Origin of the sequence: Afifella sp. IM 167, assembly GCF_020144925.1 — a bacterium.
Taxonomy (GTDB): Bacteria; Pseudomonadota; Alphaproteobacteria; order Rhizobiales; family Afifellaceae; genus Afifella.
In genome coordinates this window covers 265,638-278,020 of the sequence record NZ_NSLC01000005.1, presented here as the reverse complement: position 1 = coordinate 278,020, position 12,383 = coordinate 265,638, and the positions used below count along the sequence as shown (strand labels likewise).

Sequence of the window (12,383 nt, the reverse complement as noted above, 5' to 3'; positions counted from 1 at the left end):
GTGGCGAATTACAAGCGGCGAATTGCGGTGATGGTGGGACCCTTTTGCGCAATCCGCACGGCAGCGACGGAAAGCGGCTCGAAGCCCACAGCCATGTGGAAAACATTGGCGTGAAGCAGGCTCTGCCCGTCCTGCATGATGCCGACATGGCCCTTCCAGAAGACGAAGTCGCCGCGCTGAAGCGGCGGCAGGCCGGCGGAGATGTCGAGGGCTGAGCCGAGGCCGTTCGCCTGCATGTCCGAATCACGCGGGCAGGCGATGCCGGCGGTCTCGCAGGCGATCTGGACGAGGCCGGAGCAGTCGATGCCGAGGCGGGACTTGCCGCCCCAAAGATAGGGCGTGCCGAGAAAGGCCTCGGCGGTCGCCACGAGGTCGGTTCCAGCCGGCGTGCCGACGGGTGAAAGGTGCTGGGCGACGATGGCGCCGGCCGGCGCGATCTTCAGGTAGCGGGCGTTGCGATCCTCCGCCTCGCCCGTCACGCGCACAGTGGCGCCGAGGGGCAGTACGGCGAGCGGCGGCAGCTTGATGTCGGGCCCGGGGAAGACAAGCGTGGAGGGCACGGCGACGCGGTGCGTGGCGGCGGCGACATGCCGGCTGAGCGCCCCGGAGGGCAGATAGCCCACATATCCGTCGGCGGCGAGCTGACCCCAGGCCCAGCCCTCCTCTCCGAGCTCGAAAACATGGACGATTTCACCCCTTAGGGCCTCCGTGTCGAGCGGTGCGTCCGGCGAGGGCGCGCGGCGCACGGGAGCGAGCGGATCGACCACCTGATACGCCTCGGCCTCGACGAAGCGGGCCGCCTCCACCTTGCCGGCAAGACGGCTGTCGGCGAGATCCGGCCGATAGGCGGCAAGACGCGGATCGAGCTCGCTCACCGCATCACCTCAGCGGCCTTGCGAACGACGAGATCGCCGAAGCGCTCCAGGAAGAGCGCGCCTTCCACGGTGCGCTGGACGAGGACGTTGCGCATGTCCTTCGGATCGCGCTTGCGCGTCAGCAATCCGTGGCGGCCGAGCGTATCGAGGGCGCGGGTGATCACCGCCTTGGTGACGCCGAGCCTTGCGGCGAGGCCGCGCACCGTATGAGGCGGCGCCTCCAGATAGACGATCAGCAGCACCGTCATCTGGCGTGCGGTGAGGTCCGGCTCCTCGGCGCGGACGAGAGAGAGCGTGACGTCGTGCCAGAGGCGAAGGGCATGGCTGGGGCGCAGCGCGTTCATGGGCGGGCGAGCGGGGCTCAGCCCTTCCCGTAGCGCTTTTCAAGATAGGCGAAGAGCGCGCGGATCGCCTGCGCCTCGCCGCCCTTCGGGCCGATGGGGCGCGATTTCGGCGCCCAGCCGAAGACATCGAAATGGGCGTAGGCGCTTTCGGCGACGAAGCGCTTCAGGAAAAGGGCCGCCGTGATGGCGCCGGCATAGGGACCGGAGGAAATGTGGCTGACATCGGCGATGTCGGAGGACAGAAGCTCGTCGTAATCCGGCCAGAGCGGCAGGCGCCAGAACGGATCATGCACGGCGCGCCCGGCCGCTTCCATACCGGCGGCAAGCTCGTCGTCGGTGGCGAAGAAGGCGGGAAGATCCGGGCCCAGCGCCACCCGCGCGGCACCCGTCAGCGTCGCCATGGAGACGATGAGCTCCGGCTTTTCCTCCTCGGCGAGCGCCAGGGCGTCGGCAAGGACGAGGCGGCCTTCCGCATCGGTGTTGCCGATCTCGACGCTGAGGCCCTTGCGGCTCGGCAGAACGTCGCCGGGGCGGAAGGCGCGGCCGGAAATGGCATTTTCGGCGATCGGCAGGAGGACGCGCAGGCGGACCTTCAGCCCGGCGCGCATCACCATCCGGGCAAGGCCGAGGACGCTGGCGGCGCCGCCCATATCCTTCTTCATCAGCAGCATGGAGCTCGGCGGCTTGATGTCGAGACCGCCGGTATCGAAGACGATCCCCTTGCCGACGAGTGTCACCTTCGGGGCGCTCTCATCGCCGTAGGCGATATCGACAAGGCAGGGCGCCCGATCGCTGCCCATGCCGACGGCGTGGATCAGCGGAAAATTGTCCTCCAGTTCCTCGCCCTCCACGAGGGAAAAACTCGCGCCCTCCTCGGAGGCGAGACGGCGGGCGGCGGCGGCAAGCTCGGCGGTGCCGAGATCGTTCGCCGGCACGTTGATGAGGTCGCGGGCCAGAGCGATGCTCTCGGCCTGATCGCGGATGGCGGACAGGTCGACAGAGGGCGAGACGGCGAGCCGCGGCCGCGGCTTGTCGCGGTCGGGGAGGTAGCGCGTGAAGCGGTAGCCGCCGAGGGCAAAGCCGAGCGCGGCAAGCGCCTCGTCGCCGACATCGCCCTCCAGCCGGTAGGTGCCGGCGGGAAGGCGCTGGGCGAGGCGGCCGGCGAGGAAGGGCCTTGCCGCCTTGCCGAGGCCGAAGGCGACACGTGCGAGCGCGCCGTCCTCGCCCGGCAGCAGCGCGATCTCGCTCTCGCCGGCGGCAAAGCCGCTCGTTTCCAGAAAGCGCCGCTGGACAGCCGGAAGCGCGCCCAGGGCCGCCTCCAGGCCTGAGGCGGCGATCATGGTGACGGGAATGGCCGCTTCGCCATCGGCAAGCTCGGCCGCCGCAATCAGAAGGCTGTCTGGGCTCAAAATCTCTCTCCTCGCCCTCCCGTAGGCGCGGCGCCGCGCCAATGCAACGCCCGGCTTTACCGACTTTCGCCCGCTCGCCTCAATTAGCGTTAACGAAGCGTTAGCCAGTCAGGCCTAAGGCTTGGGTCGAACGTGCCAGAACGGGACAGGCCCATGCTGACGAGGCGAACGCCAAAACCCACGATCCGCCGGTCCTCCGGAGTGATGGCCGGCCTGCTTGCGGCGAGCCTTCTCGCCGGCTGCCAGACCGATTCGTCCGACGGGCCGCGCCATACGGGCTCCATCAACCCGTCCGGATCGCTGCGGTCTTCCGATCTTTCCAGGCCGCAGGCGCTGCAGGCGGTCCAGCAATGGGGCGCCGCCTATTCGCGGGACGAGCGCAACAAGGTCGCCGCGCTCAACTACGCCACCGCCCTGCGCGCGGCCGGCCAGACGTCGCAGGCCGTGGCCGTCTTGCGCAAGTCGCTGATCTACAATCCGAAGGACCGGGAAGTGCTGGCCGCCTTCGGCAAGGCGCTCGCCGACAACGGCGAATTCGAGGAGGCGCTGGCCACCGTGCGACGCGCCCAGCACCGCGACAACCCGGACTGGCGGCTGCTGGCCACTGAAGGCGGCATCCTCGATTCGATGGGCGAAAACGAGGATGCGCGCGCGGTCTACCGCCAGGCGCTGGTGCTGGCGCCCGGAGAGCCGCAGATACTCAACAATCTCGGCATGTCCTACACGCTGACAGGCGATCTCGCCGAGGCGGAGAAGGTGCTGCGCGAGGGCGCCCAGAACCCGGCCGCTTCGGCCAAGGTGCGGCAGAACCTCGCCCTTGTCGTCGGCCTGCAGGGCCGCTTTCAGGAGGCGCAGGAGATCGCCACGCGGGACCTTTCGCCGGAGCAGGCGAAGGCGAATGTGGCGTACCTCAAGGCGATGATGAGCCAGCGCGACACCTGGAGCGAGCTGAAGAAGGCAGGCTGAGCCGCCCCTTCTGGCAACGACACGCGAACGGCCGCCCATCGGGCGGCCGTTTTGCTTTCCTTGAAACGGGAGAGCGGCGAGCCGCCTACGGGATCTCCATCACCTGGATCGCCGCCGGCGTGATGATGACGGCAAAGAGCACGGGCAGGAAGAACAGGATCATCGGCACGGTGAGCTTCGGCGGCAGGGCGGCCGCCCTCTTTTCCGCTTCCGCCATGCGCATGTCGCGGTTTTCCTGCGCCAGAACACGCAGGGACTGGCCGAGCGGGGTGCCGTATTTTTCCGCCTGAATGAGGCTGGTGACGACGGAGCGCACGCCTTCCACGCCGGTTCTCTTGCCGAGGTTCTCGTAGGCCTTGCGCCGGTCCTGCAGATAGGAGAGCTCGGCCGTGGTGAGCGAGAGCTCCTCGGCGAGCTCGACCGACTGGTGGCCGATCTCCTCCGACACCTTTCGGAAGGCCGATTCGATGCCCATGCCCGATTCCACGCAGATGAGCAGGAGATCGAGCGCATCCGGCCAGGCGCGCCGGATCGCAGTCTGCCGCTTGGTGGTGCGGTTCTTCACATAGAGGCCGGGCAGATAGTAACCGGCATAGGCGGCGACGACGACGATCAGGATCTTGATCATCGCCGGCTGATCGAGCGGCGTCAGCACGAAGATGTAGAGCGCCGTCACGACGAGCATGACGCCCGGCATCAACAGGCGCGCCACGAGGAAGATGAAGACCGGGTTCTGGCCCCGCAGGCCCGCCATGCGCAGCTTGTTGGCGATCTCGCCATCATCGGCCTGCTTGGCGAGATTGAAGCGATCGACGAAGTTCTTCGCCCAGCGGCTCGGCTCGACGCGCAGCGAAGCCTGCTTCTTGTCGGCTTCCAGCTTGGCGCGCTCGCGGGCGCGGATGCGCTCACGCTCGGAGGAGACCTGCTTCATGCGGGCGCTGAGGTTGTCGCCGGCGAGATACGGCCAGGCAACGACCACGATCGCAGCGAAGACGGACAGCGCCGAGGCGATGGCGATCAGCAGTTCCGGATTGTCGATGAAATCCATCAGCTGCATCCGTCAGAAATCGAAGTTGATCATCTTGCGCATCACGAGAATCCCCATCCCCATCCACATGGCAGAGATGCAGAGCACGATCTGGCCGATGGTCGTGTTGAAGAGCAGCAGGATGTAGTCGGGGCTGGTGAAATAGACGAGCAGCGCCACGATGATCGGCAGCGAGCCGATGATGGCGGCCGAGGATTTCGCCTCCTGGCTCATGGCCCGGATCTTGGCGTCCATCTTCTTCCTGTCGCGCAGCACCTTGGAGAGGTTGGAGAGCGCCTCCGAGAGCGAGCCGCCGGAGCGCGACTGGATGGTGATGACGATGGCGAAGAAATTGGCCTCCGGCAGCGGGATGCGCTCCGGCAGCTTGGAGATCGCCTCGTCGAGCGGCAGGCCGAGCGTCTGGTCCTCCACCACCTCGCGGAACTCCGTGGAGACCGGCGGGGAGGCTTCCGAGGCGATGATCTTCAGGCAATCGACGAGCGGCAGGCCCGCCTTGACGCCGCGCGTGATGACATCGAGCGCGTTCGGAAACTCGTTGGTGAACTGCTTGAAGCGGCGCTTGCGCAGGAATCCCACATAGCCATAGGGCAGGAAGATGCCGAGGCCGAGACCGAAGCCGATCGACGGCAAGAGGGGCAGGCCGGTCAGGAAGGCGATCGCCGGGATCATCACCAGCACCGACAGCACGCACACGATCGCGAAGGTGCGCACCGACCATTTCAGGCCGGCCTGGCGCATGCGCATGATCAAGGTGGGCTTGGAGCCGCGCTTGCCCTTCGCCTTCTGCTGCTCCTCGATCTCCCGCAGCGTGTCCTCGACGGAGCGGCGGCGGCGCCCGTCCTCGCCCGGCCGGCGGTCGTGCGCCGGACTGGCGGCGCCGGCGGCGACGACGTCGACGCGCTTCTGGCTGCGCGAGCCGCCGGAAAGCCGCGCATAAAAGAGCGCATAGAGGATCCCGCCGATGGAGAAGGCCACCAGCCCGAAAAGGGCGAACTGGATCATCTGCGGACTGAGATTCACCTTTGCCTCCCGCCTCGCGCGCGGCGCCGGCCGAAGCTGATGTCAGCGTTGCCGGTCATGAGCGGTGCGGCTCGTCGTATTCGGCGGCATCGAGCGCGGCTGCGAGCCGCTGCTCCTCGCCATAGTAGCGGGCGCGATCCCAGAAGGCCGGACGGCCGATGCCGGTGGAGCGGTGGCGGCCGATCAGGCGGCCATGCTGATCCTCGCCGATGAGATCGTAGACGAAGAGATCCTGGGTGATGATGACGTCGCCTTCCATGCCCAGGACCTCGGTCACATGGGTGATGCGGCGCGAACCGTCGCGCAGGCGCGCGGCCTGGACGATGACGTCGATGGAGGAGACGATCATCTCGCGGATGGTCTTCGATGGCAGCGCATAGCCGCCCATGGTGATCATGGATTCGATACGGCTCATCGCCTCGCGCGGCGAGTTGGCATGGAGCGTGCCCATGGAGCCGTCATGGCCGGTGTTCATCGCCTGCAGAAGATCGAACGCCTCCGGTCCGCGCACCTCGCCGACGATGATCCGCTCGGGGCGCATGCGCAGGCAGTTCTTGACCAAGTCGCGCATGGTGACCTCGCCCTCGCCTTCCAGGTTCGGTGGGCGCGTTTCAAGACGCACCACATGCGGCTGCTGCAGCTGGAGCTCGGCGGCGTCCTCGCAGGTGACGATGCGCTCGTCATGATCGATGTAGCGCGTCAGGCAGTTGAGGAGCGTCGTCTTGCCCGAGCCGGTGCCGCCCGACACGAGGACGTTGCAGCGCACGCGGCCGACGATCTGCAGGATGGTCGCGCCTTCCGGGGTGATGGTGCCGAACTGGACAAGCTGATCGAGGGTCAGCTTGTCCTTCTTGAACTTGCGGATGGTAAGGGTCGGGCCGTCGATCGACAGCGGCGGGGCGATGACGTTGACGCGGCTGCCATCGGGAAGGCGCGCGTCGCAGATCGGGCTCGATTCATCGACGCGGCGGCCGACCTGGCTGACGATGCGCTGGCAGATATTGAGGAGCTGGCCGTTGTCGCGGAAGCGGATATCCGTCTCCTCGACCTTGCCCTTCACTTCGATGAAGACCTGGTCGGCCCCGTTGACCATGATGTCGGCGATGTCGTCGCGGGCGAGCAGGGGCTCCAGCGGGCCGTAGCCGAGAACGTCGTTGCAGATGTCCTCCAGCAGTTCTTCCTGCTCGGAGATCGACATCACCAGGTTCTTCACCTGGATGATGTCGTTGACGATATCGCGGATCTCCTCGCGCGCCTGCTCGACATCCATCTTGGCGAGTTGGGAGAGGTCGATCGTGTCGATCAGGGCGCCGAAGATCTGCGTCTTGACGCGGTAATATTCCTCCGACTTGCGGGCGCGGCCGGCCGGACGCACGGGCGGCGGGGCGGCAGCCTGACGATCGGCAGGCGCGGCCGCGGACGGGCGGGCACCCGCCGGCTTCTGCTCCGGGACGCGCTGCGGCTGCGGCGGCTGGGCGGAAACCGGCGCCGCCGGCGCCTTCGCCGGCTCGGGCAGCTTCGGCTTCGGCTTGTCTTCCAGGTCGTTGAGTGCACGCTTGCCGAACATTCAGGAACTCCGCTCAGGCGGCCTTGTTGGACTTGGACTTCTTGCCGGACTTCTGCATGACGGAGAGCTTTTCAAACAGGGGCGCGAGGCTGAGCCCGCTCTTGCGCCCGTGCTTCAGCTCCATGCGGCCGGTGATGATCTGGGCGATCTCGGCGAAGGTGTCGTTGATCGACGACTTGGCCGAGGCCTCGGCGATCATCTGGCCGTTATTGGCCGCCGTGCCGAAGAGCAGCGGATCGAACGGAATGGCGGCGGTCGGGGCGAGCTGCAGGGCGGCTCCGAAATCGTCGACCTTGATCTCCGGCTGGCGCGGCACGCCGACCTTGTTGAGGATGAGCTTGGGCGGCGTGTCGTTGGGGCGCGCCTGCTTGAGAAGATCGACGAGGTTCTTGGCGTTGCGCAGATTCGCCAGATCCGGCGTCGCGGTGACGATGACATCGTCGGCGGCGAGCAGCAGCTTGCGGGTCCAGGACGTCCACATATGCGGCAAGTCGAGGACGACGGTCGGCACGTTCGACTGGACGATATCGAGGACGTGGTCGAAGGAATCCTCCTCGAAGTCATACGTCTTGTCGAGCGTTGCCGGGGCCGCGAGGATGCTCAGATGCTCCTCGCACTTGGTCAGGAGCCGGTCGAGCAGGACCTCGTCGAGGCGGTCGGAACCGAAGACGGCGTCCGCCATGCCCTGCGGCGGATCCTGGTTGAAATCGAGCGCGACCGTGCCGAAGGCAAGATCCAGATCGGCGAGCAGCACGTCGGAGCCGAAGGCTCGCGCCATCGTCCAGGCGACGTTGTGGGCGATGGTGGAGGAACCGACGCCGCCCTTAGCGCCGACGAAGGCAAAGACGTGGCCGAGCTTGGATTCGCCGTCCTCGCGGTAGATGTCGGCAATGGCGGCGATGACAGTCATGACGTCAACAGGGGCGATCAGGTATTCGCTGACGCCCCGCTTGAGGAGCTCGCGGTAGGTGACGACGTCGTTGGAATGGCCGATGACGAGGACCTTGGTGCCGGCATCGCAGACCTCGGCGAGATCGTCGAGATGGGCGAGCAGCTCCTCACGCGAAAGGCGGCTTTCCACGACGATGAGGTTCGGTGTCGGCGCCGAGCGGTAGAACTCGGCCGCAGCGGTGATGCCGCCCGTGTGCACCTTGGTGTGGGCCCGCGCCATGCGCCGGTCGGAAGCGGCCATGTCGAGCGTGCCGGCCACATCCGGCGTATCGCAGAAGGCCTGGACGGTAATGCGCGGCACCGGCCGGGCGACCGGCGCGAACTGGCTGGGCATCTCCGGCCGGTCGTCGGCAAACGGATCGTCAAAATCAAGCGCGCCCATCAGATCAAGACCCCCCCACGGTGCTGTCGATCAGCTCCGTCTGCGACTTCGGATCGGCGCCCTTGGCGTAGTCGTCCAGCACCTTGGCGCGCCGCGCACCGGAGGCCGGGGACATCGGCCGCGGCCGGACGAGATCGGCCGGATTTGCCACCATCGCCGCCAGGTTCTGCTGCGAAGCGCAACCGAAGTTGTAGTAGTTGCGGTTGTCCATCGTCGCGGTCACATCCTTCGGCCAGGCGCCGCAATCGGGCGTCACGGCCTTCACCTTGAGATAGGAGAGGCGCACCGGCGCCACCCTTTCCGGCATGCTGGGATAGGCGGCAACGCGCACCAGGCCGGGCTCCACCCCCGCTTCGATCACGGCAGCCCGGATCGCCCGCGAGGCGGCGGCCGCCGCGATGTCGTTGCCGGAGCCGCTCGGCACCTGAACGGTGACCGCTCCGATCCCGTCGTCCCGATAGCCGAGGGCATAATCGTAGATCGCGTCCTTGAGCTCGGCGGACAGATGGCCGCCGCGCATGCCGATCGGGATATCGAGCGTCTCGGGCTCCTCCGACACCATAATAGGGTGGCGCAGACGGTAATCGTGGCGTTCGAGATCGGCAGCGTTAATGTTTCGTGACTGACAACCGGCCAGGAGCGAGGCGGCGAGCGCCAGCCCGAGGGCGGCCCCTGCCGGGGCGCGCTTCAGACGGTTTTCGGACTGCAGCATGTGTCTCTCCCCAACCCGATCAATCGAAGGAAAATCCGACCTGACCGGAATAGACGCCCTTGGGCCGGTCACCCTGCGCGCCGTAGCGCTTGATGAGCGAGCCGAGGAAATAGGCTTCCGCATCGTTGGCCATGACGAGATTGTCGTCGGGCCGGGCGAGAGCAGAAGGCGAAGTGGGCTTCACGATGTAGGGCGTGATGATGATGACGAGCTCGGTCTCCTTGCGCAGGAAGTCCTTGGAGGAGAACAGCGCGCCGAGGATCGGCAGATGCTGAAGTCCCGGCAGGCCGCCGACGGAACGCCGCGTCTCGTCCTGGACGAGACCGGCGATGGAGAAAGAGCCGCCGGAGGGAATCTCGACCGTCGTCTCCGCGCGCCGCACGGTGATGCCGGGGATGGTAATGCCCGCCGCCGTGGTGAAGGCACCTTCCGTGGCAAGGTCGCTCACCTCGGTCCGCACCTTGAGGCTGATGCGGCCACCGTCGAGGACGACGGGGGTGAAGGCGAGATTGACGCCAAAGGGCTTGAAGGAGATCGAAACGTCGCCGTTGTTGTCGACCGAGACCGGCACCGGGAACTCGCCGCCGACCAGGAAGTTGGCGGTCTCGCCGGAAACGGCCGTCAGGTTCGGCTCGGCGAGGTTGCGCAGCATGTTGGCCTCTTCCAGGGCCTTGATCGAGGCGGAAAGCTGGTTGCCGTTGTTGTTCCAGGCGACGCCGCCTTCGGCGGCGGTCTTGTTGGTATTGATCGGGAAGCTGAACGGCGACAGGCTCGCCGCGCTGGAGACCGCCGCGCCGGCGATGGTGCCAAAGCCGATGTTACCCTTCTGCAGCAGCGCCTGGGTGTTGATGCCGAGCTGCTTGACCACCTCGCGGTTCACCTCCGCGATGGTGACGCGCAGATTCACCTGCTCCTGGCCGGTGATCTTCAGAAGATTGATGACGGAGCTGTCGCTGCCGCCTCCACCACCGCTGCTTGCGCCGCCACCGCCGCCGGCGACCATGGCAAGCGCCGCGGCCGCGCCGCCGCCGCTCTTTTCCAAGAGGCTCGTGGCGATCTGCTCGGCGCGCTGGGAGGCGGCCGAGGAGGGAACGTAGCCGGAAAGCACGATCGAGCCGTTGATCACCTCCGCGCGCACCTCGCCATCGGGGATGGCCGTGCGCAGGAGGCGGTTGAGCGGCGTCAGGTCGACCTCGACATAGAGGTCGAGGCTGGCGATCTGGCGACCCGCGGCGTCGAACAGGAACACGTTCGCCTGGCCCACCTTGACGCCGATCAGATAGAGGCGCGTGGCGGTGCGCAGGACGGCGTCAGCGATCTCCGGATTGGAGACGAGGACATCGCCGGCAGGGCGGGGAAGCTCCACCACCACGGATTTGTTGATGCCGAGGCGGATGGTGCGCTCCTGACCGTTACTCACCCGCGCCAAGTCGATGCTGCGGGGAAAATCGCCATCGGCGCGGGCGGGCGTCGCCGTGAAGGCGCCCAGCATGCCGGTGAGCGGAATGGCGAGAGCGACGAGCGTTGCAAGACGCGCTGCCCATCTGCGCGGGTTGCCCATCATCTTCACACTCCTCATCGCGCGGTTTTCGGCGCTCATCGGGTCTTCACCATCTGCTCGCGGCCAAAGCGGATGATCTTCACGACGCCGGAGCGGTCGCGGTCCTCCACCATCTGATCGTTGTCGGCATCGGCCATGGAGCGCAGGGCGAGCGCCAGCGTGCCGCTGCTTTCCGCGGCAGTGACGATCTCCGCCTCGCGGGGGCTCACTTCCAGCGTCGCGGTCTTGCCGATGACGACGGGCTGGCCCTCGCGTTCTTCCACCTCCTGGTCGACCGCCAGGACGCGCACATTGGACAGCAGCGTGCGGCTCACCTGCTGGCCGGCCTCGCCGTTCACGCCCTGCTCGGCCGTCGTCAGGATGATATCGACATGGTCGTTCGGCAGGACGAAGCCGCCGGCCGCGCTCTGGGCCGAGACCCGCACGGCGATGGCGCGCTTGCCGGAAGGCAGGATGGCGGAGAGGAAGCCCGATTCGGCGCGGGCGAGCTTGCCTTCGCGGATCGGCTCTCCGGCGAGGAACTGGGTGCGCACGATGGTGCCTTCCAGCTTCTCCAGCGCCTCCGACCGGGCGGTCTTCTCGATATAGGCCGGGTTGACGTTGTCCTCAGGCCAGGGCTGCCAGCGCACATTGGCGGCCGTCAGGGACGCGCCGGGCGGAATATCGGCCGCGGCGACGAGGATGTCGCGCGTCGCAAGCTGGGGGTTGAGCTTGACCTCGGTCGGGCTCGGCTGGCCCTCCGGCTCCAGGTTGAGGGCAAGATAGGCCGCGGCGCCGCCCGCCAGAAGGGCGACGAGGAGAACGATCAGGCGGATTGGTGTCATCGGCCGGTAACCCTGCTTGCGCTTCCCGAACAGGGAGCGGATTGGTGACAAGGAGTTTCGTGCCGAATGGTCAAAGGACAGTTAACGAAGGGGCGAAACTGTCTCCATTCGGGACTTGGAATCCATCGAAACGGTGTGAAACCCGTCCGAAATGGATGCAAAGGCCTTCAGGCCAAGCGCGCGTACCAGTCGGTCTGGCTGAAAAGCACGAAGGCGGCCGCGGCGAAGGCGGCGCCATAGGGGACCCCCCGCTTCACGTCGCGCAGGCGCGCGAGCCAGCGCGGCAGCTCGCGACCGAGCGGACCCCAGCGGGTGCGCAGGACAATGATGGCGAGCGAGAGAAGGCCGCCGAAGAGCGAGGCGAGCACGAAATAGGAAAAGGCGTCCTGCCAGCCGAACCAGAGCGCCACCGCCGAGGCGAGCTTGGCATCGCCGGCGCCGATCCATCCGAGCGCGAAGAAGAAGCCGCTGAGAACGAAGACGATGCCGGCCGCCGCGATGGAAAGCCCGATATCGACTGGCGACATGCCGGCGAGCGGCGCGGCAACGGCCCAGAGCGCGACAACGGCCAGGACGAGCACGTTGCGGATGCGCAGCGTGAAAAGATCCATGATCCCGGCATAGGCCATGATCAGGAGAAAGAGGATGGTCGCGACAGAGGCCAGCGAATTTGCAGCGAGCATGTTTCCTCCGGGGCCAACCGAAGCTAGGCCGACAGGGTTAA

12 protein-coding genes are annotated in these 12,383 nt (G+C 66.8%); 1 reads left to right on the top strand and 11 read right to left on the bottom strand.

The genetic code is table 11. The annotated features are described in order from the left end of the window. Window positions 1-8: 8 nt before the first annotated feature. Genes CLD20_RS11020 through CLD20_RS11010 form a run of 3 tightly spaced genes read right to left on the bottom strand, consistent with a single transcriptional unit; the run spans window position 9 to window position 2,559 of the window. Window positions 9-875: an NlpC/P60 family protein gene (locus CLD20_RS11020; protein WP_224406672.1), complete on the bottom strand. Its 867-nt coding sequence runs from the start codon at window positions 873-875 to the stop codon at window positions 9-11. Beyond that, window positions 872-1,219, bottom strand: coding sequence for a MarR family transcriptional regulator (locus CLD20_RS11015; protein WP_224406671.1), 348 nt, complete (start codon window positions 1,217-1,219; stop codon window positions 872-874). Before CLD20_RS11015 ends, CLD20_RS11020 begins: the two co-directional genes overlap by 4 nt. Before the next feature lie 17 nt (window positions 1,220-1,236). Beyond that, a complete protein-coding gene (locus tag CLD20_RS11010) occupies window positions 1,237-2,559 on the bottom strand; it encodes a M17 family metallopeptidase (protein WP_370636873.1) in 1,323 nt (440 codons plus the stop codon). Window positions 2,560-2,781: 222 nt separating this feature from the next. Between CLD20_RS11010 and CLD20_RS11005 the strand changes: the two genes are divergently transcribed. Continuing rightward, complete coding sequence (locus CLD20_RS11005) at window positions 2,782-3,594, top strand: tetratricopeptide repeat protein (protein WP_224406669.1); 813 nt, start codon at window positions 2,782-2,784, stop codon at window positions 3,592-3,594. 85 nt (window positions 3,595-3,679) lie between these two features. Here CLD20_RS11005 and CLD20_RS11000 read toward each other — a convergent pair whose 3' ends face one another. The 8 genes from CLD20_RS11000 to CLD20_RS10965 all read right to left on the bottom strand — a co-directional run bounded on the left by CLD20_RS11000 (window position 3,680) and on the right by CLD20_RS10965 (window position 12,342). Further along, window positions 3,680-4,651 carry a type II secretion system F family protein gene (locus CLD20_RS11000; protein ID WP_224406668.1) on the bottom strand — a complete coding sequence of 324 codons (972 nt, stop codon included), beginning with the start codon at window positions 4,649-4,651 and terminating at the stop codon, window positions 3,680-3,682. A 3-nt stretch (window positions 4,652-4,654) separates the two neighbouring features. Next, window positions 4,655-5,644 carry a type II secretion system F family protein gene (locus tag CLD20_RS10995; RefSeq protein WP_224406813.1) on the bottom strand — a complete coding sequence of 330 codons (990 nt, stop codon included), beginning with the start codon at window positions 5,642-5,644 and terminating at the stop codon, window positions 4,655-4,657. A 73-nt stretch (window positions 5,645-5,717) separates the two neighbouring features. Next, window positions 5,718-7,229: a CpaF family protein gene (locus CLD20_RS10990; protein WP_224406667.1), complete on the bottom strand. Its 1,512-nt coding sequence runs from the start codon at window positions 7,227-7,229 to the stop codon at window positions 5,718-5,720. A 13-nt stretch (window positions 7,230-7,242) separates the two neighbouring features. Next, entirely contained in the window at window positions 7,243-8,562 is a 1,320-nt protein-coding gene (locus CLD20_RS10985; protein ID WP_224406666.1) for a CpaE family protein, read from the bottom strand. A gap of 4 nt (window positions 8,563-8,566) precedes the next feature. Further along, a complete protein-coding gene (locus CLD20_RS10980; protein ID WP_224406665.1) occupies window positions 8,567-9,274 on the bottom strand; it encodes a CpaD family pilus assembly protein in 708 nt (235 codons plus the stop codon). Window positions 9,275-9,293: 19 nt separating this feature from the next. Further along, the gene (locus CLD20_RS10975; RefSeq protein WP_224406664.1) at window positions 9,294-10,874 is read right to left on the bottom strand and encodes a type II and III secretion system protein family protein; all 1,581 of its coding nucleotides are present in this window, start codon (window positions 10,872-10,874) and stop codon (window positions 9,294-9,296) included. Next, a complete protein-coding gene (gene cpaB / locus CLD20_RS10970) occupies window positions 10,871-11,659 on the bottom strand; it encodes a Flp pilus assembly protein CpaB (RefSeq protein ID WP_224406663.1) in 789 nt (262 codons plus the stop codon). Before cpaB ends, CLD20_RS10975 begins: the two co-directional genes overlap by 4 nt. A gap of 167 nt (window positions 11,660-11,826) precedes the next feature. Further along, on the bottom strand, window positions 11,827-12,342 hold the full coding sequence (locus tag CLD20_RS10965; protein WP_224406662.1) for a prepilin peptidase: 516 nt from the start codon (window positions 12,340-12,342) through the stop codon (window positions 11,827-11,829). Between the last annotated feature and the right edge of the window lie 41 nt (window positions 12,343-12,383).

What these genes read in the sequence shown, in the direction of transcription:
- CLD20_RS11015 (WP_224406671.1), bottom strand. Translation starts at nt 1,219, where the DNA reads ATGAACGCGCTGCGCCCCAGCCATGCCCTTCGCCTCTGGCACGACGTC.
- CLD20_RS11010 (WP_370636873.1), bottom strand. Translation starts at nt 2,559, where the DNA reads ATGATCGCCGCCTCAGGCCTGGAGGCGGCCCTGGGCGCGCTTCCGGCT.
- CLD20_RS11005 (WP_224406669.1), top strand. Translation starts at nt 2,782, where the DNA reads ATGCTGACGAGGCGAACGCCAAAACCCACGATCCGCCGGTCCTCCGGA.
- CLD20_RS11000 (WP_224406668.1), bottom strand. Translation starts at nt 4,651, where the DNA reads ATGCAGCTGATGGATTTCATCGACAATCCGGAACTGCTGATCGCCATC.
- CLD20_RS10995 (WP_224406813.1), bottom strand. Translation starts at nt 5,644, where the DNA reads ATGATCCAGTTCGCCCTTTTCGGGCTGGTGGCCTTCTCCATCGGCGGG.
- CLD20_RS10990 (WP_224406667.1), bottom strand. Translation starts at nt 7,229, where the DNA reads ATGTTCGGCAAGCGTGCACTCAACGACCTGGAAGACAAGCCGAAGCCG.
- CLD20_RS10985 (WP_224406666.1), bottom strand. Translation starts at nt 8,562, where the DNA reads ATGGGCGCGCTTGATTTTGACGATCCGTTTGCCGACGACCGGCCGGAG.
- CLD20_RS10980 (WP_224406665.1), bottom strand. Translation starts at nt 9,274, where the DNA reads ATGCTGCAGTCCGAAAACCGTCTGAAGCGCGCCCCGGCAGGGGCCGCC.
- CLD20_RS10975 (WP_224406664.1), bottom strand. Translation starts at nt 10,874, where the DNA reads ATGAGCGCCGAAAACCGCGCGATGAGGAGTGTGAAGATGATGGGCAAC.
- cpaB (WP_224406663.1), bottom strand. Translation starts at nt 11,659, where the DNA reads ATGACACCAATCCGCCTGATCGTTCTCCTCGTCGCCCTTCTGGCGGGC.
- CLD20_RS10965 (WP_224406662.1), bottom strand. Translation starts at nt 12,342, where the DNA reads ATGCTCGCTGCAAATTCGCTGGCCTCTGTCGCGACCATCCTCTTTCTC.